The sequence below is a fragment of the Citrobacter sp. C348 genome (genome assembly GCF_047467975.1).
Taxonomy (GTDB): Bacteria; Pseudomonadota; Gammaproteobacteria; order Enterobacterales; family Enterobacteriaceae; genus Citrobacter; species Citrobacter gillenii.
In genome coordinates this window covers 498,561-517,750 of sequence record NZ_JASJUJ010000001.1, presented here as the reverse complement: position 1 = coordinate 517,750, position 19,190 = coordinate 498,561, and the positions used below count along the sequence as shown (strand labels likewise).

The following is a 19,190-nucleotide window of genomic DNA, read 5'->3' as shown; positions in this document are numbered from 1 at the left end:
AGGACATTTTATGATCTATCCTGATGAAACAATGCTTTACGCACCGGTAGAATGGCTCGATTGCTCTGAAGGCTATACCGACATTCGCTATGAAAAATCCACCGACGGTATCGCAAAAATCACCATCAATCGTCCGCAGGTACGCAATGCTTTCCGTCCTGTAACCGTCAAAGAGATGATTCAGGCGATGTCTGATGCGCGCTATGACGACAATATCGGCGTGATTATCCTGACCGGCGCAGGCGACAAAGCGTTCTGTGCGGGCGGCGATCAAAAGGTACGCGGCGACTACGGCGGATACCAGGATGACTCCGGCGTACATCACCTGAACGTGCTGGACTTCCAGCGCCAGATCCGTACCTGTCCGAAGCCGGTTGTGGCGATGGTGGCGGGTTATTCCATCGGCGGCGGCCACGTGCTGCACATGATGTGCGACCTGACCATCGCGGCTGAAAACGCCATCTTCGGTCAGACAGGCCCGAAAGTCGGTTCCTTTGACGGCGGCTGGGGTGCGTCATATATGGCCCGTATCGTCGGTCAGAAAAAAGCGCGCGAAATTTGGTTCCTGTGCCGTCAGTACGATGCGAAACAGGCACTGGATATGGGCCTGGTGAACACCGTGGTTCCGCTGGCAGATCTGGAAAAAGAGACCGTGCGCTGGTGTCGCGAAATGCTGCAGAATAGCCCAATGGCGCTGCGCTGCCTGAAAGCGGCGCTGAATGCCGACTGCGATGGTCAGGCGGGTCTGCAAGAACTGGCCGGTAATGCCACCATGCTGTTCTACATGACAGAAGAAGGTCAGGAAGGCCGCAACGCCTTCAACCAGAAACGTCAGCCTGACTTCAGCAAATTCAAACGGAATCCGTAATGCGTAGCGCGCAGGTATACCGCTGGCAGATCCCCATGGACGCGGGGGTGATTTTGCGTGACAGGCGGTTAAAAACGCGTGACGGGCTGTACGTATGCCTTCGTGACGGCGAGCGCGAAGGGTGGGGAGAGATCTCCCCACTGCCGGGCTTCAGCCAGGAGTCCTGGGAAGAGGCGCAAACCGCGTTGCTGAGCTGGGTATCTGGCTGGTTACAAGGCGATGCTTCTTTACCGCAGTTGCCTTCGGTGGCTTTCGGTACCAGCTGCGCACTTGCTGAACTTGACGGGACATTGCCGGAGGCGGCGAATTATCGCGCCGCGCCGCTGTGTACCGGCGATCCTGACGATCTTGTGCTGCAACTGGCGGACATGCCGGGTGAAAAGGTCGCGAAGATCAAAGTTGGCCTGTATGAAGCCGTTCGTGACGGCATGGTGGCCAACCTGCTGCTGGAAGCGATCCCCGATCTGCATTTACGTCTTGATGCTAACCGTGCCTGGACGCCACTGAAGGCGCAGCAGTTTGCGAAGTACGTCAATCCTGATTATCGCGGGCGCATTGCCTTCCTCGAGGAGCCGTGCAAAACCCGTGATGATTCTCGCGCCTTTGCGCGGGAAACCGGAATTGCCATCGCCTGGGATGAAAGCCTGCGTGAAGCCGACTTTACCTTTATGGCGGAAGAGGGCGTGAGCGCAGTAATCATCAAACCTACGCTCACCGGCTGTCTGGATAAGGTTCGCGAGCAGGTTGCGGCCGCGCACGCGCTCGGACTCACTGCGGTGATCAGCTCCTCTATCGAGTCGAGCCTGGGGTTAACCCAATTGGCGCGGATTGCCGCCTGGCTGACCCCGCAGACCATACCGGGTCTGGACACGCTGAGTCTGATGCAGTGCCAGCAGGTACGCCGCTGGCCGGGCAGTGCGCTGCCATGTATTGACGTGGATGCGCTGGAACGGCTGCTATGACCGTGCAGGATAGGCCCGAAGGCGCATGCTTATCGGGCCTGACGACGTTTACCGACTGGCCGTGGCGTCACTGGCGACAGGTGCGGGCAGAGGCGCCCGCGTTACGCCTTAATGATGAGGTGCTGAACTGGCGCGACCTGTGCACGCGAGTCGACGCCCTGGCTGCGGGGTTTGTCGCGCAGGGCGTGGAAGAGGGTGATGGCGTGCTGCTGCGCGCCTGGAATACCCCGTCGTCAACGCTTGCCTGGCTGGCATTGTTACAGTGCGGTGTGCGGATTTTACCGGTGAACCCACAACTGCCACCGCCGCTGCTGGATGCGCTGGTCCCTGGTTTGACGCTGCGTTTTGCGCTGGATCTGCAAGGCGATAGCTCTCTTTCGGGGCTGATGCCGCTGCAAATCCAGCAACTGTCTGGCGAGCATGCAGCCGACTGGCTGCCTCTGCGATTGAGTTCAATGACACTCACATCCGGTTCAACTGGGTTGCCTAAGGCAGCGGTGCATACCTGTCAGGCACATTTGGCGAGTGCGCAGGGGGTGCTGTCATTAATGCCGTTTGGCACAGAGGATGACTGGCTGCTCTCGCTACCGCTGTTTCATGTTTCCGGTCAGGGTATTTTATGGCGCTGGTTATTGGCCGGTGCGCGCATGACCGTGCGTGACAAGCAACCGCTGGAACAGATGCTGGCGGGCTGCACTCATGCCTCGCTGGTGCCGACGCAGCTTTGGCGTTTACTGGCTAACAACGCGCCGGTCACGTTGAAGGCGGTACTGCTCGGAGGCGCGGCGATTCCGGTTGAGCTGACCGAGCAGGCGCGTGAGCAGGGGATTCGCTGCTGGTGTGGTTACGGATTGACGGAGTTTGCCTCCACGGTGTGTGCGAAAGAGGCCGATGGCCTGGGCGATGTCGGCTCTGCCTTGCCGGGTAGAGAAGTCAAAATCGTGGAGGACGAAATCTGGCTGCGCGCAGCCAGCATGGCGTCAGGTTACTGGCGCAACGGACAGCTTATTCCGCTGGTTAATGGCGAAGGCTGGTTTGCTACCCGCGATCGCGGGGTGTTAAACGACGGTAAGCTAACGATTGTCGGTCGCATGGACAACCTGTTCTTTAGCGGCGGGGAAGGTATTCAGCCGGAAGAGGTGGAACGCGTGATCGCCGCCCATCCGCAGGTGCTGCAAGCCTTTGTTGTTCCGCTGGAAGACCATGAGTTTGGCCATCGTCCGGTGGCGGTCGTTGAATACGATACCCGTGCAGATGATGCCAATCTTGCTGAATGGGTGCAAGATAAGCTGGCCCGTTTTCAACAACCGGTACGCTGGCTGGAATTACCGCCAGAGCTGAAAAGTGGCGGAATTAAGGTTTCTCGCCGCGCATTGCTGGACTGGGTCCGAGAAAAATCGTCATAAGTCCTGTCATAATGCACAGCACGCCGATGAGCGCCCGCCATGAAAATGCGCCCTGCCAGCCAGGTAAGAACATTGAGGCGAGCCACACCAGCACGTAGCTGAGGCTGAGCAGGGCGTAGGCCTTGCTCAGTGCCAGTCGGTGCAGGGCCTGGTGCCAGCAGATAACCGACAGTAAATACCCCACCAGTCCCGCGTACAGCGTTAACGTCCCGACGCTTGCGGAAAATATCGCTTCCATAAATCGCAACGGATGCAGCATCGACGGCAGGTTATCCATCGCATAGCCGAGACTCAATTGAGCCAGCGAAGTAATCATGACGCTGCACAGCCCCCAGAATATCCCCATTACACCGCGCTCCCGAGAATAAAGATACCGGTAATAATCAGCCCTACGCCCAGCCAGTGGCGTGTCGTGACGGGTTCACGCCAAATTTTCCAGGCCGCCAGCGTGACCCAGACAAAGTTAAGGCTCAGCATGGGGTAAGCGATGCCGACGGGAATGTTTTGCAATACCGCCAGCCACAGCAACATGGCCAGACCGAGACATGCCAGAGCCAGACCAATCCACAGCGTAATGTGGCGTTTGCGCATGCGGAGTGGTACCGGGCGGGTAGCCTGTTTCTGACACAGTTGCCCGCATACGCTGAGCAGGCTGGCGAAGACTAATGCTAGCCAGATCATTTAGGTCGGTACTGAATCAGGACCAGACGCCCCTGGTTGTCGATGTAGTCGGCAGGAGGAATGGTAAGGTGATTAATGTCTTCATCCTTTGAGACAGACAGCACCAGCGTAATAATACCCTCCTGGCGATGTTGCGCTAACCAGTCGGGAAAGCCAGTCTGACTGACAAAGCGGCCCTGGGCATCGGGATAATTCAAGCCATATTTTAGCTCGCCCATTTGCCCGTACAGGATGATGTCATCGCGTTTCAGGCTCCAGGCGAGACCCGCAGCGACGCCTACGTTGTCTGCAAGCACGTAGCGACTTGATTGTAGTGACTCTTTGGTCATCTCAACAAAAAACTGCGGTTGTTTCGCTTCCATGACCCTGTCGGGGATCGCGTATCCAAACAACAGCGCCAGTCCCAGCGGGCACAGTGCGGCATATTTCCAGGTTTTTTGGCTATTGGTCAGCGTATACCAGCCAAAAAAAGTCCAGATAAGAAAGATGCCCCACGAATAAAAAACCTTATAGGTTTCGATATGCGTCCAGACCGGGGTCTTGAGCGGACCCAGCGTGGAAACGACAAAGGTGGCGATAATACCTGTCACTCCAAACAGGATATTGATCCCGCCATTGACGCGCAGGACGCCAGATCCTTTCTCCGCCGCCTGCACACCGAAACGCGCGATGAGGAGAGCCAGCGGCGCGAAGCAGGAAAGAATATAGGTGGGGAGTTTTCCTTTAGCGATGCTGAAAAACAGGATCGGCATGACAATCCAGCCGAGCAGATAGAGTGCGCTACGCGGAGTATCCCGCTCACGCCACCCCGTTTGCAGTGCACCGGGTAGAAGACCTAGCCAGGGCAAACAGCCTGCGATAAAGACGGGCAGGTAATACCAGAACGGGGCTTTATGCTGAGCGTCGTCCTGCGCGAAGCGCTGAATATGTTCGACCCAGAAGAAATAATGCCAGAAATCCGGCTCGCGCTGGGCAATCGCGATTCCCCATGGCAGCACAACTGCAATACAGCCGACCACCGCCAGCAGACCGTAAATAATGAGATCTTTCCAGCGTTTTTGCACAACTACCCATGGCAGCACGCTGAGTACCGGGACGGCAAGCGCGAGAAAACCCTTGGTCATCACCCCCATGCCGCAGGTTAGCCCCAACAGCAAAAAGGCGATGATTTTGCCGGTTTTCGTGGTGGCCTGCATGCCTTGCCAAAAACAGCACATGCCTGCCATCAACCATAGCGCGATGATCGGGTCGAGTACCGCGTAGGTGCCGATGCTGTAGACTGAAAAAAACGTTAAAAATATAAGCGAAGAGAGTATCGCAGTCCGCTTATCTCGCCATAACTGCAGGGCCAGCCAGGCGACCAACAGAGCGGTTAGCAAGGTGGCAAAAATAGCCCCGGCTCTGACGCCAAAATTGTTTGCACCAAATAACCACTGCCCGATGCTGTTTAACCAGTATCCGGCAATCGGTTTTTCAAAATAGCGTAACCCGAGAAAGTGCGGGACTATCCAGTCGCCGGATGTCAGCATTTCCCGGCTGATCTCCGCGTAGCGCGTTTCGTCAGGCTGCCACAGCAGGCGGCTATTGATGGGCAGAATAAAATACAACGCAATAAAGGCGATAAATCCCAGGCCGTAACGTATCGATTTCATTGCATCATATCCACGGGTTGCTGACAGCCGAGCCATCCCTCTCTGCCGGGTATTTTTCCACGCACGATCTGTCCTGTGGGAAGCGTACTGATATCGTCAGGCAGCAGGTCGCCAAGCGGGCAAAATGTTATCCCCATGTCGGCAGCGCGAATAAGCAGATCGTCAAAATTCTGGTGACAGGCAATCCCTTCGACTTCCGCATGAATCGTGTACACCGGCGTTCCTCTGCTCATCTGGATGTGGGAGAGAATATACGCGTTGAAGTCCACTGCCTGAACCTCCTGACCCACCACTTCATCCCATGTGGGTAAAGTAACGGGAATCTGCGGCGTACCTGTTTTCCCGGACGCCAGCCCAGGTCGGAATAACGACGTTCCCCGACAGTCGCTGTTATAGCGCAGGTTAAAGGTTTCTTTAGCGTGGACGACGCGTTCGTCGGCGCGCCATCCGGCCGCGGCAGAGCAGGTGACAGGCCGTCCGGTGATGCTCTCGAGCACTGTAATACCCTGCGAAATATCATCAATCAGTTGTTTGTCATTCCAGGTGCCACTTCGCGCCTGCCAGGCATGGTGATCCCAGGCATGCAGGCCGGTTTCGTGAACCCGGGCGGCTTGCGCAATAATGGCGGCATTCGCGTGGCCTATTTCTTTTCCTGGCCACGCAGTCCCGGCCAGTAAAATATCCCACCCGTAGAGAGAGACTGCGTTTGAGCGCAGCATCTTCCACAAAAATTGCGGTTTCACCAGACGCCAGAGATGGCGTCCCATGTTGTCAGGTCCAACGCTAAAGAAAAAACTTGCCCGAACGTTATGTCGGTTTAATGTCTCCAGCAGGCGGGGCACGCCTTCGCGCGTCCCCCTGAAGGTATCGACATCAATGCGCAAGCCCACTTTGGTCATGATGTGTGTTCCGTGATGTCCACGCTGCGTAAGAAGAAATCGAGCGTCTCTTCTACCGTTTCCTGCATGTCGATGGTCGGCTCCCAGTTCAGACAGCGTCGGGCATTACGAATACTCGGTTTACGGTGTTCAACGTCCTGATAACCTTTACCATAGTAACTGCTGCTTTCGACGTCACGGAAACCGGCAAACGGCGGGAAGTGCTGGCGCAATGGATGTTTTTCAAAGCAACCAAGCAGCATTTCTGCCAGTTCCTGAATGCTGGCTTCGTTTTCCGGATTACCGATGTTGATAATCTCGCCATCGCAGCGTCCGCCAGCGTTTTCTATGATGCGAAACAGCGCTTCAATACCGTCGCGAATATCCGTAAAGCAACGTTTCTGCTTACCGCCTTCAATCAGCTTAATCGGCGAGCCTTCCACCAGATTGAGGATTAACTGAGTAATGGCACGCGAGCTACCGATACGTGCGGCGTTCAGGCTGTCGAGACGCGGCCCCATCCAGTTAAACGGACGGAACAGCGTAAAGCGCAGACCTTCTTTTTCGCCGTATGCCCAAATGACGCGATCCAGCAACTGCTTGGAAACGGAATAGATCCAGCGCGGTTTATTGACCGGGCCAACGGTGAGGTTTGAGCGGTCTTCATCAAAGACCTTATCGCTACACATGCCGTATACTTCGGAGGTTGACGGGAAAATAATACGTTTCTGGTATTTCACGCAGTAGCGAATTATTTTCAGGTTCTCTTCAAAATCGAGTTCGAAGACGCGCAGCGGGTTGCGGGTATATTCAATCGGCGTGGCGATCGCCACCAGCGGCAGCACGACGTCGCATTTTTTCACATGGTACTCAATCCATTCGGAATGAATACTGATGTCGCCTTCGACAAAATGGAAGCGGGGGTGTTGCAGAAAGCGCCCAATGGCATCGCTGCCAATGTCGAGTCCATAAACCTCGTAGTTCTCTTCTTGCAGCAGACGCTCGGTCAGGTGGTTACCGATGAAACCGTTCACGCCGAGAATTAATACACGGGTACGGCGTTTGCTGGCAGAAACTGGCTGGCCGTTCAGGCGAGATCCCGCCACCAGACCCAGAACCTGCGCCAGCTGTGAACCTTGCATCGCAATGCCATCGCCTGCTTGTCCGGTCACGATTTCAAGCGCGCCATCGGCACAGGCTATTTGCAGCGGGGACGCAGAGAGCACGGTACCCGGTTGTGCGTCAGGGGTATTTGCGCACGGACGTGATGACCAGACGGTAAATTTATGCGTGCCGGCATAGCTAAACGCGCCCGGCCAGGGATCGGAGACCGCACGTACCTGGTTATGCAGTTGCGCTGCGGGGTTGTTCCAGTCGAGGAAGCTGTCATCCGGCGTGCGGCGCCCGAAACAGGTGGCATCGGCTTCCTGTTGCGGCGTTTCTTGAATGTTGCCCGTTTTGATGGCGGGCAGCGCCTGTTCCAGAACATGGCGGGCAGCCTGGCACAGCTTGTGGTGCAATGTTAATGCCACGTCATCGGGTGAAATAGCAACACGCTGTTGGGTGACGATGGTACCGGCATCCGCACGTTTGACCATGCGATGCAGCGTCACGCCCGTTTCCGTTTCGCCATTGACCAGCACCCAGTTTAACGGTGCACGGCCGCGATATTTCGGCAACAGCGAGCCGTGCAGGTTAAATGCGCCTACCGGTGCGAGATTAAGAATCTCATCGCTCAGTAAATGACGATAGTAGAAGGAGAAGATAACATCAGGTGCAAGCTGGCTGATGCGCTCAACCCACAACGGATGATTGACGTTGTCCGGGGCATAGACCGGGATCCCTGCGCTGGCCGCAAGCCGGGAAACGGAGCCAAAAAACGCATTTTCACCGGAATTATCGGTGTGTGTGAAAATAGCAGCGATGTCATAACCCGCATCCAGCAAAGCTTGAATTCCCAGACATCCCATATCGTGATAAGCAAATACGACGGCTTTCATGCGTGGTTTTCCTCGTTTGACTGCATGGTGTGTGGACGAATAACGTGTTGAACAAAGTAGCGGGGGCGGGCGCGGACATCGTTATAGATGCGACCGATATACTCGCCGAGTAATCCCATGCCAATGAACTGTGCGCCGATAAACGTAAACAGCACGGCAAATAGCATAAAGACGCCTTCTGCGGCCCACTGTGGGCCCAGCGTCAGGCGAAGTACGACCAGCAGGACGGACAAGGTGAAACCCGTGGCGGCAATCACGCTGCCCAGCAGGCTCAGCATGCGCAGCGGCGTGGTGGTCAGGCAGGTCACCAGGTCATACATCAGGTTAATCAAACGCATAAAGCTGTACTTAGAGTCGCCAAATTCACGCTCTGCATGGTGCACCGGGATTTCCGTCGCGCGACGGGCAAAGATGTTGGCCAGAATGGGAATGAAGGTGCTGCGCTCCTGGCAATGCAGCATGGCATCAACGATATGACGGCGATAGGCGCGTAGCATGCAGCCATAATCCCCCATCGCTTTACCGGTGGTACGTTGAATCAAATGGTTGATCATCCTCGAGGCCGTCTTACGAAAGATGCTGTCTTGCCTGTTTTGGCGCACCGTTCCGACCACGTCGAAGCCCTGGTCTGCGGTGGCGACCAGCCGTGGGATCTCTTCCGGCGGGTTCTGCAGGTCGGCATCCAGGGTAATAATCAAGTCACCGGTGACGTGGCTGAAACCGGCCATAATCGCCGAGTGCTGCCCGTAATTGCGATTCAGCAGAATAGAGACGATATGGCTGTTGTGGGCCTGTGAGGCGTCCATCATCAGCTGTGCGGAATTGTCGCTGCTGCCGTCATCGATCAGCAGGATTTCATAGTCTTTTCCCAGTTTTTCGCAGGCGGCGCTGGTGCGTCTGATGAGTTCCGGCAGGCTTTCCTGTTCGTTAAAAACGGGAATGACCACCGAGACTTTCTTGATCGGCGTGGCTTCAAACATGGTCATTGTCCTGCAATCTGGTGAAGTGTCGCGATGACACGTTGGGTGTCTTCGGCGGTCATGTCGGGGAATAAAGGCAGTGAACAAATGCGGGCGCTATTCCATTCTGTGTTGGGGAGCGACAGGGTGGGGAAGCGTTCGCGATAATACTTTTGCGTGTGCGCCGCGCGAAAATGCAGACCGGTACCGATACCTTCAGCCTTCAGTGCTTCCATTAAGGCATCTCTGCTCAGGCCGCAACGTGCCTCGTCAACACGAATAATAAACAGATGCCAGGCGTGAACGTGCGACCATTGCGGCAGGCTCAGTGGCTGAAAAGGTGTATCGGCCAGTGCCTGCTGATACTGGTGCGCAATGTCAGCGCGACGCGCGTTCAATGAGGCGAGTTTTTCCAGTTGCGCCAGGGCGATAGCGGCATTAATGTCGGTCAGATTGTACTTGTACCCAGGGGTTATAACTTCCGCCTGCGGTGCCCGGCCAAAGGTTTGCCGGTCATAGGCATCCACGCCCAGACCGTGGAATTTCAGACTGCGTAGACGTTGTGCGAGCACGCTGTCGTCGGTCACGATCAGCCCGCCTTCCGCGCAGGTGATATTTTTGATGGCGTGAAAGGAGAAAATTGCCGTACCGTGCGCGCCAACATGACGGCCTTTGTATAAGGTTCCCACCGCATGGGCGGCGTCTTCAATAACCGGGATGCCGTACCGTTCGCCGATAGCGTAAATCGCATCAAGATCGGCAGGGGCGCCGGCGTAATGCACCGGAATAATCGCTCTGGTACGCGGGGTGATGGCCGCTTCGATTTGTTCGGGAGTGAGCATCAGTGTATCGCGGTCGACATCGACCATCACCGGTGTTGCCCCCAGCAGGACAACCATATTGAGCGTGGAAACCCACGTCATTGACGGGGTTATCACCTCATCACCCGCGCCTATGCCAAGCGCCATCAGTGTGATGTGCATACCTGCTGTGGCGGAGCAGACAGCGATAGCATTTTTGTTGCCCGTCAGGCGGCAGAAGGCCTCTTCCAGTTGCTGATTTTTAGTGCCGGTGGTTATCCATCCTGAGTCCAGAACGGTCTTGGCGGCGGCAAGCTCTTCAGTACCGAAGGCCGGGCGAGAGAAAGGCAAAAAGTCAGACATCATTATTCCTTCAAGCCATTAAACGCCATCGCATATTTATTAGGATGATAAATAGAGGTGTCGTTAATTATTTCATCAGGCTGCAAAGATTAATGATTGAAGGTTAATTTATCCTTAAGAGTTTAAGGTTGGGAAATAATGTGGGCTTTCTGGGTTTTTTGATTATCCAATTGAAAATTAACTGTTTTTGTATTTTTGTCATGAGATGCTGGCATTGCTCCTTTTTATTAAAAATTTAAGCAATGCCGGTACATATATAATCCATTTTATCGCGATGAAGACGACAGCAATCCTTTCAGTTTTAACGTTTTTCGGGTGGCGACGTTTAAGTCGTAATGGGCGAGGTCCTGCGGTTTAACCCAGGCGAAGTCCTGAAACTCTTCGTTAATCTTCACCTCACGATTGGCTGAAACACAATCGAAGATCAGATAAATCATGTAGATCTCTTCCTGGCGACCATCAGCATAGGTTTTGGTGCGGATATCATCGCTAAAGGTCCACGGGGTAATCTCTGTGAGCACCAGCTGCTCGCCCAATTCTTCGCGTACTTCGCGACGCAGGGCCTCTTCGATACGCTCGCATGGCTCAACGCCGCCACCTGAAAGCGCCCATTGACCGGGGAACACGCCGCGGTCGTCGGCCATTTTACACAACAGATAACACCCTTCATTTTGAATTAATGGGCAAACAATAGTCCTTTGACGCACGACGATATTCCTTAAATTGAGAGGTGAGAGATAAAGAATACGGGAGCCAGGGCGAGGGTGAAAGTGATTATTATCAGTGCCGGCGTGATGTGCTAAACCCTTGTTGGTTAGTATTTAGTTACAATATGTTATTGCATCGCCTTTTTAGCTCATTGATTCCTCGCCATCAGGCAGTACAATCCAGCGGTTTTGGGGCTATGTTTAGTTTCTTGCTGGAAAGGATAGAAAATGAAAAAAAGTATTTTATTGGGCCTTGCTGGAATGCTGTTTGTTTCTGCGTCGGCGAGCGCGATAAGCATCAGCGGCCAGGCGGGGGAAGATTACACCAACCTTGGTTTCGGTTTCGGTACCGAGTCCTCCGGGCTGGCAGCCAGCGGTAACTGGATGCATAACGACGATGATGGTGATGTTGCCGGCGTCGGTCTTGGCCTGAATATCCCGATTGGTCCTCTGCTGGCCACCGTTGGCGGGAAAGGTGTTTATACCAACCCAAACGACGGCGATGAAGGCTATGCGGCGGCGGTTGGTGGCGGCTTGCAGTGGCCGATTGGCGACAGCTTCCGTCTGTTTGGCGAGTATTACTACTCTCCGGATTCGCTTTCCAGCGGTATTGATAGCTACGAAGAAGCCAATGCGGGCGCGCGTCTGACCATTATTCGCCCACTGAGTATCGAAGCCGGTTATCGCTACCTGAACCTGGCGGGTAAAGATGGCAACCGTGACAATGCGATTGCTGACGGCCCGTACGTTGGGGTTAACGCCAGTTTCTGATGTCCCTGGCGCGGCGTTCAGCTGCGCCTGTTTTTCCTTCTCTTACTCATTCTATTTCCCTCCATCCTCCATGTTCCCTCGCCATTGCGTTATAGTGTTTTGATTGCATAAGCAGGAGAACACAATGTTAAACGTGGAGATGCTATCCACCGGGGATGAAGTGTTGCACGGACAGATCGTCGACACCAATGCCGCCTGGCTGGCTGATTTTTTCTTCAATCAGGGATTACCGTTAACACGCCGCAACACGGTGGGCGACAATCTCGACGACCTGGTCGCCATTTTGCGCGAACGCAGCGAACATGCCGATGTATTGATTGTGAACGGTGGCTTAGGGCCAACCAGCGATGATTTGAGCGCGCTGGCTGCGGCAACGGCAAAAGGTGAAGGGCTGGTGCTGCACGAGGCATGGCTTGCTCAGATGGAGCATTACTTCCGCGAACGCGGTCGTATTATGGCACCGAGCAACCGTAAGCAAGCTGAATTACCTGCCAGCGCCGAGTTTATCAACAATCCGGTCGGGACCGCCTGCGGGTTCGCCGTGAAGCTGAACCGCTGCCTGATGTTTTTTACGCCGGGCGTCCCGTCAGAATTTAAAGTGATGGTTGAGCATGAGATCCTGCCGCGCCTGCGGGAGCGTTTCTCACTCTCCCAACCCCCGCTATGCCTGCGACTAACCACCTTTGGCCGTTCTGAAAGCGAGCTGGCGCAAAGCCTGGAACCGTTGCCTCTGCCTCCCGGGGTCACGATGGGGTATCGCTCATCGATGCCAATTATTGAGTTGAAGCTAACCGGGCCGGATTCCCAACGTGAAGCGATGCTGGCACTCTGGCCGGAGGTGAAGCGGGTCGCCGGGCAGAATATGATTTTTGAAGGTACGGAAGGGCTTCCCGCGCAAATCGCGCGGACTTTGCACTCGCGACAGTTCAGCCTGACGCTAAGCGAACAGTTTACCGCAGGGCTGGTCGCCCTCCAGCTTTCTCGGGTAAACGCCCCGCTGTTGGCCAGTGAAGTGGTGCCCTCTCAGGAAGAAACGCTGGCGCAAACTGCGCACTGGATAACCGAGCGACGCGGTAAACATTATGCCGGGCTGGCGCTGGCGGTATCAGGGTTCGAAAACGAACATATTAATTTTGCGCTGGCAACGCCTGAGGGTACACACGCGTTACGTGTACGACTTAGCGCTAATCGCTACAGCCTGCCGGTACGTCAGGAGATTTGCGCCATGATGGCCCTGAATATGCTGCGCCGTTGGCTTAACGATCAGGATATTGCCACCGAGCATGGCTGGATTGACGTGGTTGAATCACTGACCGTTTAGTTTGTTGTTGCCTGATGGCGCAGATTTTGTAGGCCGGATAAGGCGTTTACGCAGCCATCCGGCAGATGTTTTGCCAGATGGCATTTCGCTTATCAGCCTACAATTGGGATGTAGGCTTGGTTAGTTAACCTAACGCCTTAGCCAGCAGGGTGATTGGGTGCTCGCAGCGTTTGCTGGTGGACATCTCAATCTGCCATTTACAGGTTTCGCAGTCGGTGACGACGATATCGGCTCCGCTTTCTTCGATCTGGCGGAACAGCGGGGCGCCAATGGATTGCGACGTGGGGTAGTTTTCCTTTTTAAAGCCGTAGGTCCCGGCGATGCCGCAGCACTGGGAATCCAGCACCGTCAGTTCCAGACCAGGAATTTGACGCAGCAGCTCCAGTGTGTAGAGCGTCCAGCCCATTTTCTCCATATGGCAGGGGGTGTGGTAGACCACCTTCAGCGGCAGCGTTTTCAGCGGCAGCGTTTGCCCGCCGTCCAGTTTGCGCCACAGCCAACGGGTGGCCAGCTCAATATGTTCACGCAGGCCTGTGTTGTCGACATCCAGCACTTCGGGATATTCATCGCGAAGCGCAAAGGTACAGGTTGATGAGGTGGCAAGTACCGGAATACCTTTCCCGTCAATGGCTTCTCTGAGTGAAGCCACGTTGCTGACCGCCTGCTTACGTGCCTTATCGGTAAAACCGTTGGCGATCAGCGGCACGCCGCAGCACTTCTCTTTACTCAGCAACTGTACGCCGGTCCCCATCGCATTCAGCACTTTAATCAGGTCCTTGCCAAGCTGCGGATGGTTATAGTTCACAAAGCAGCCGTGAAAAAAGGCGACCTGATCCTGATACTGCGCCTGCTGTGCGGCAACGCTGCGGTACCAGCGGCGGAAGGTACCAAAGGAGTATTTTGGCAGCGTCCGGCGATGATCGATTTTTAACGCGTAATCGAGCAACTGACGCACGGGCTTCAGCGAGGTGGCGGTATTGACGATAGGCGCAAACGGTGTGGAAACGCTGCCCATCAAATCGGTATGGCTTAAGACAAAGTTGCGCAGCGACGGACGCGTGGTGTCATATTTGGCGCGCGCGCGCTGGATGATATCGCCAATTTTAACATCTGACGGACAGGCCACTTCGCAGCGTTTGCAGTTGATGCAATATTTCAGCGCGTCATCGTACAGCGCACCGTCTTTCAGGCGCAGGCGTTCCCCGTCCGGCCCGGCTTGTTTAGGGCCTGGATAGCTTGGATTGACGCGACTGACCGGGCAGGCCGTGGTGCACACCGTGCATTTGATACAACTTTCAAAACGTGTGTCGCTCATTGCGGGCCTCCTGCACGTTTCGCAATATGATGTGCGGCATGTAAGGCGCTGACTGCGCACACGCCGCCTCCGCAACCCTGGGCGATAGGGTCAAAACCGCCAAGCACCGATCCGATGGCAAACAGGTTCTCTACCGTTTTTCCCGCAAGCGTTGGGCGCAGGGTGTCATCAGTATTCACACCAAATTGTTGCCACGGCTGCGGATCGAAGACGTCGCGCTGATACCACTGCGCACGGGTTTCTGTTTGCTGGACATCCAGGCCAAGAATTGGCTCGTGGACGGCCTCGCGGGTCGCCACCAGTCCACTACTAAAGAAACTGCCGCTGGCGAGCACGGCAAAACGTGGACGCAATGGAATATCAGCATGATTGCGGGTCCACACTTCACTTACCACACCGTCCTGACAGGTGACTTTTTTCACCTCGTCACCGGGCATCCATACGCCGCCCTGGCGTACAAACTGACGCTGTAATTGATTGTGCAGGCGCATGCCGAGAACAGAAGGCGGTAAGGTGGGTAACAACATCAGCGAGCAGGGCAGACGCTCGTTGAGCCACTGCCAGAGCCGGGAATCGGCGAGACCGAAGCAGGCTGGCATAATAATCATGTCGCAGGTTTTTGCTATTGGCAGCAACGCGTCACAGAGCAGTGGCCATTTATCTTCGTTATCCAGCAGGCGTGCGATGTTAACCGCGCGAAACTCGGTGGGGTTGTCGCGCAGAACATCCAGTTCCGGCAGCTCGATTTCTGCGGTGTCGACGCTGAGGTTACGCTGGCTCAGTGAGGCCGCCGCGAGGTGTGCCTGAAAATCCAGTAACCCGCTGATGCCCACCACGCAGATACGCTGAGCAGACAGGGGCCAGACCGGTACTTCCGGCGAACTGAGCCAGGTTGAGCGCAAGGTCCCCAGCGGCGTTACGCGCTGATGTACCTGATGCACCTCGCCCTGCAACTGGGCACCGGATTCTTTCAACAGGGTTTGCGCCTGCTGCGCCAGTGACAGGACGTTTTGCGTACCGATAAGGCTATAAGGGTGCAAGGGGGCCTGCGTGCGCAGTGCGTTCAGACCTGCCTCGATATCGCTCACTGGCTGTCCATCAGGCAGCGTGCTGAGTAAATCCAGCGAGCCGGAGGAAAAATGCAGGGCGCTTTGGCCGCGGGTGACAATGGTGCAGCGCAGACCGCTTTTTTGCAGTTGCAGGCCGCACAGCAGTCCGGCGAGACCGCCGCCTATAATGACGGTATCAAATTTCATCCTGGTGCTCCTTTTCCAGACCGCATAACCCCTGATACACCCAGCGCGTGAACTCGCTTTCGCGCAGTGCATCTCCCCACGCAATCGGCTGCACGCCTTTCCAGCGTTCGTTGAGAAACTCGGAGAGCTGGGTGATCGACTGCGCGGCGGTGGTAACATTAAAACGTTGCAGTAACCCTGCGGCGCGGCAGGCGCACAGTTCGCCCTGGCATGTCCCCATCCCGACGCGAGTTCGGCGGCGCAAGTCCAGCAGGCTGTTGACGGTTAAATTTTCCACGGCGTATTGGACTTCGCCTGCGGTGACCGCCTCGCACTCGCAGACCAGGCTGCGATGCTGACGACCTTCGCTCAGCCAGACCGGGGTGCGATCGCCGTGACGGTAGACTGCCGAGCCGCGTAGCGGTGCGGGCAACGAGATCACGCGCTTAAGCGTGTGCTCGGTTGATTCCTGCGAACCTGGCAGCGCGACGTCCGCCGTGGTGCAAGGGCGAGTGTTGCCCAGCTTGCGGCAAACAGCGTCGGTGGCCCATTCAGCCATCAAGCGGTAGGTCATCAGTTTGCCGCCGGTAATGGTGATAAAGCCATCCAGACCGTCGCGTTCAGCATGATCGAACAACACAATGCCGCGGCTGACGTTACGACCGCTTGGATCATTGTCGCTGGCCACCAGCGGACGCACGCCGGAGTAGGCGCGTAAAATGCGCGTTTTCGCCATAATCGGCGCCAGCTTCTCCCCTTCACGCAGCAGGATATCCACCTCTTCAGCGGTGACGCGGTTGCTGTCGATATCATCGTAATCAATATGTTGCGAGGTGGTGCCGATCAGCGAGATAGTGTCGCCAGGCACCAGAATGTCGGCATCCGACGGTTTACGGCAGCGGTTGATGACATGCTGGTTAATACGATGATCCATGATCAACAACGAGCCTTTTGCCGGGAACATGCGGATGCTCAGATCGGCATATTCCGCGATCCGCTGGCCCCAGATCCCGGCAGCGTTCACCACCACCGGCGCATGCAGGGACTGCATCTCTCCGGTGAGATGATTGCGAACGTTCACGCCGCAGACGGTTGCACCTTCACGAATCAGCCCGGTCACTTCATGGGCCGTCAGAATGACCGCGCCATGCTCTCTGGCATCCAGCATGTTGGCAGCGGTTAAACGGAAGGGATCCACGGTACCGTCTGGCACTTTGACTGCGCCAATCAACTGCGGGTTCACTGCGGGCTCGATAATGCGCGCTTGTTGAGGGTCGATCGCTTCTGCACGAATGCCCGCATCTTCGCAGGCACGAATAAAGGTGGCCTGGAAGGAGAGTTCATCTTCCGGCAGTGTGATAAACAGACCGTCCGTAGGCTCTACGCAGTGGCGGGCGATACGTTTCAGAATTTGGTTTTCGCTAATACATTCACGCGCAGATTCTGCGTCAGTGACGGCATAGCGCGCACCGCTGTGCAGCAGGCCGTGGTTACGTCCCGTTGCGCCGGTAGCGATATCGTGGCGTTCTACTAAGATGACGCGCAATCCGCGCAGAGCACAGTCGCGTGCGATCCCGGCACCTGTTGCTCCCCCACCAATGATAATCACGTCACTTGTTTGCGAGTCGCGAGTTTTCATTGTTTTTCCTCACAGTTCGTTTTTTTATCATTTAGCCACATAAAAAACATGGATTGTTTGATTTCGCGCATAATCGCTCATTATTCGAAAATGAAACGTGATTTCGTGCGCCTTTATGAACATTTGTCATAAATCTGTAACAATCTGTGCTGTGTTTCACATTTTTGTGCTGAATCTTTCCTTAACATCGCGGCCACACTGGGGGAGGTTGCGTCGTGATGACGTACTTACAGTGTTTCCTTCGAACGAAAGACGGCCACGGAGGCTACATACTATGTTGAGCATTTTTAAACCCGCGTCACATACGGCGCGCTTACCTGCAGCGGAAATCGATCCCACCTATCGTCGATTGCGCTGGCAGATTTTCTTGGGGATATTTTTTGGTTATGCAGCGTACTATCTGGTACGTAAGAACTTTGCCCTGGCGATGCCGTATCTGGTTGAGCAGGGTTTCTCCCGTGGCGATCTGGGTTTTGCGTTATCCGGTATTTCCATTGCCTATGGTTTTTCGAAATTTATCATGGGGTCCATTTCGGACCGCTCGAATCCGCGCGTTTTCCTGCCTGCCGGTCTGATTCTGGCGGCGGCGGTGATGTTGTTCATGGGCTTTGTGCCGTGGGCGACGTCCAGTATCGCGGTGATGTTTGTGCTGCTGTTCCTGTGTGGCTGGTTCCAGGGGATGGGGTGGCCGCCGTGCGGTCGTACCATGGTGCACTGGTGGTCGCAGAAAGAGCGTGGCGGTATTGTGTCCGTGTGGAACTGCGCGCATAACGTCGGTGGTGGTCTGCCTCCGCTGCTGTTCCTGCTGGGTATGGCCTGGTTTAACGACTGGAAAGCGGCATTGTACATGCCGGCATTCGGTGCGATTGTTGTCGCCCTGATTGCTTTTGCCCTGATGCGCGATACGCCGCAGTCTTGTGGCTTGCCGCCGATTGAAGAGTATAAGAACGACTATCCGGATGATTACAGCGAAAAAGCCGAAGAAGAGCTGACTGCGAAGCAGATCTTCATGCAGTACGTGCTGCCAAACAAACTGCTGTGGTACATCGCGATCGCCAACGTGTTTGTCTATTTACTGCGTTACGGCATCCTCGACTGGTCGCCGACCTACCTGAAAGAAGTGAAGCATTTCGCGTTGGATAAATCCTCCTGGGCCTACTTCCTGTATGAGTATGCGGGTATCCCGGGCACCCTGCTGTGTGGCTGGATGTCGGATAAAGTCTTCCGTGGCAACCGTGGCGCAACCGGCGTGTTCTTCATGACGCTGGTGACCATTGCAACGATCGTTTACTGGATGAACCCGGCGGGCAATCCGAACGTTGATATGGCATGTATGATCATCATCGGCTTCCTGATCTACGGTCCGGTCATGTTGATTGGTCTGCACGCGCTGGAACTGGCGCCGAAAAAAGCGGCGGGTACGGCTGCAGGCTTCACCGGGCTGTTTGGTTACCTGGGCGGCTCTGTGGCGGCGAGCGCCATTGTCGGTTACACCGTTGACTTCTTCGGCTGGGACGGCGGCTTTATGGTGATGATTGGCGGCAGCGTGCTGGCGGTTATCCTACTGGTGGTCGTCATGATTGGTGAAAAGCGCCATCACGCAGAGATGGAACTGAAGCGTAACGGGGGATAA

Annotated in this window: 17 protein-coding genes; 6 read left to right on the top strand and 11 right to left on the bottom strand. The window is 55.5% G+C overall.

The window, feature by feature from the left end; genetic code table 11:
* Positions 1-10 precede the first annotated feature (10 nt).
* Genes menB through menE form a run of 3 tightly spaced genes read left to right on the top strand, consistent with a single transcriptional unit; the run spans position 11 to position 3,236 of the window.
* The gene (menB, locus tag QNN86_RS02440) at positions 11-868 is read left to right on the top strand and encodes a 1,4-dihydroxy-2-naphthoyl-CoA synthase (protein ID WP_096756386.1); all 858 of its coding nucleotides are present in this window, start codon (positions 11-13) and stop codon (positions 866-868) included.
* Positions 868-1,830: an o-succinylbenzoate synthase gene (menC, locus tag QNN86_RS02435; protein WP_279277888.1), complete on the top strand. Its 963-nt coding sequence runs from the start codon at positions 868-870 to the stop codon at positions 1,828-1,830. The genes menB and menC overlap by 1 nt, the downstream gene beginning before the upstream one ends.
* Positions 1,827-3,236, top strand: a complete 1,410-nt coding sequence (gene menE / locus QNN86_RS02430) for an o-succinylbenzoate--CoA ligase (protein WP_414210576.1) — start codon at positions 1,827-1,829, stop codon at positions 3,234-3,236. Before menC ends, menE begins: the two co-directional genes overlap by 4 nt.
* Here menE and arnF read toward each other — a convergent pair.
* The 8 genes from arnF to nudI form a co-directional block, all read right to left on the bottom strand.
* Complete coding sequence (gene arnF, locus QNN86_RS02425; protein WP_182269491.1) at positions 3,184-3,582, bottom strand: 4-amino-4-deoxy-L-arabinose-phosphoundecaprenol flippase subunit ArnF; 399 nt, start codon at positions 3,580-3,582, stop codon at positions 3,184-3,186. The two genes, menE and arnF, sit on opposite strands and share 53 nt — an antisense overlap.
* Entirely contained in the window at positions 3,582-3,917 is a 336-nt protein-coding gene (gene arnE, locus QNN86_RS02420; RefSeq protein ID WP_181617424.1) for a 4-amino-4-deoxy-L-arabinose-phosphoundecaprenol flippase subunit ArnE, read from the bottom strand. The genes arnF and arnE overlap by 1 nt, the downstream gene beginning before the upstream one ends.
* The gene (gene arnT, locus QNN86_RS02415; protein ID WP_182269492.1) at positions 3,914-5,569 is read right to left on the bottom strand and encodes a lipid IV(A) 4-amino-4-deoxy-L-arabinosyltransferase; all 1,656 of its coding nucleotides are present in this window, start codon (positions 5,567-5,569) and stop codon (positions 3,914-3,916) included. Before arnT ends, arnE begins: the two co-directional genes overlap by 4 nt.
* Positions 5,566-6,468, bottom strand: coding sequence for a 4-deoxy-4-formamido-L-arabinose-phosphoundecaprenol deformylase (arnD, locus tag QNN86_RS02410; RefSeq protein WP_414210575.1), 903 nt, complete (start codon positions 6,466-6,468; stop codon positions 5,566-5,568). The genes arnT and arnD overlap by 4 nt, the downstream gene beginning before the upstream one ends.
* Entirely contained in the window at positions 6,465-8,447 is a 1,983-nt protein-coding gene (gene arnA / locus QNN86_RS02405) for a bifunctional UDP-4-amino-4-deoxy-L-arabinose formyltransferase/UDP-glucuronic acid oxidase ArnA (RefSeq protein ID WP_414210574.1), read from the bottom strand. The genes arnD and arnA overlap by 4 nt, the downstream gene beginning before the upstream one ends.
* Entirely contained in the window at positions 8,444-9,427 is a 984-nt protein-coding gene (gene arnC / locus QNN86_RS02400) for an undecaprenyl-phosphate 4-deoxy-4-formamido-L-arabinose transferase (protein ID WP_279277894.1), read from the bottom strand. The genes arnA and arnC overlap by 4 nt, the downstream gene beginning before the upstream one ends.
* Before the next feature lie 2 nt (positions 9,428-9,429).
* Positions 9,430-10,569, bottom strand: coding sequence for a UDP-4-amino-4-deoxy-L-arabinose aminotransferase (gene arnB / locus QNN86_RS02395; RefSeq protein WP_414210573.1), 1,140 nt, complete (start codon positions 10,567-10,569; stop codon positions 9,430-9,432).
* 266 nt (positions 10,570-10,835) lie between these two features.
* Positions 10,836-11,276 carry a nucleoside triphosphatase NudI gene (gene nudI, locus QNN86_RS02390; RefSeq protein ID WP_414210572.1) on the bottom strand — a complete coding sequence of 147 codons (441 nt, stop codon included), beginning with the start codon at positions 11,274-11,276 and terminating at the stop codon, positions 10,836-10,838.
* A 228-nt stretch (positions 11,277-11,504) separates the two neighbouring features.
* On the opposite strand from nudI, the gene QNN86_RS02385 reads away from it, so the two are divergent.
* Positions 11,505-12,047, top strand: a complete 543-nt coding sequence (locus QNN86_RS02385) for a YfaZ family outer membrane protein (protein WP_181617417.1) — start codon at positions 11,505-11,507, stop codon at positions 12,045-12,047.
* A 124-nt stretch (positions 12,048-12,171) separates the two neighbouring features.
* Entirely contained in the window at positions 12,172-13,368 is a 1,197-nt protein-coding gene (locus QNN86_RS02380; protein WP_279277896.1) for a nicotinamide mononucleotide deamidase-related protein YfaY, read from the top strand.
* Between the two features lie 124 nt (positions 13,369-13,492).
* Here QNN86_RS02380 and glpC read toward each other — a convergent pair whose 3' ends face one another.
* The 3 genes from glpC to glpA are packed head-to-tail and all read right to left on the bottom strand — an operon-like array spanning position 13,493 to position 17,557.
* Complete coding sequence (gene glpC, locus QNN86_RS02375) at positions 13,493-14,683, bottom strand: anaerobic glycerol-3-phosphate dehydrogenase subunit GlpC (protein ID WP_182269500.1); 1,191 nt, start codon at positions 14,681-14,683, stop codon at positions 13,493-13,495.
* Positions 14,680-15,939 (bottom strand): glycerol-3-phosphate dehydrogenase subunit GlpB, encoded by a 1,260-nt coding sequence (gene glpB / locus QNN86_RS02370; protein ID WP_414210571.1) that lies wholly within the window; start codon positions 15,937-15,939, stop codon positions 14,680-14,682. The genes glpC and glpB overlap by 4 nt, the downstream gene beginning before the upstream one ends.
* Positions 15,929-17,557, bottom strand: a complete 1,629-nt coding sequence (gene glpA / locus QNN86_RS02365) for an anaerobic glycerol-3-phosphate dehydrogenase subunit A (RefSeq protein ID WP_117343428.1) — start codon at positions 17,555-17,557, stop codon at positions 15,929-15,931. The genes glpB and glpA overlap by 11 nt, the downstream gene beginning before the upstream one ends.
* Before the next feature lie 274 nt (positions 17,558-17,831).
* Here glpA and glpT point away from each other — a divergent pair, with 274 nt between their 5' ends.
* The gene (gene glpT / locus QNN86_RS02360; protein ID WP_115257931.1) at positions 17,832-19,190 is read left to right on the top strand and encodes a glycerol-3-phosphate transporter; all 1,359 of its coding nucleotides are present in this window, start codon (positions 17,832-17,834) and stop codon (positions 19,188-19,190) included.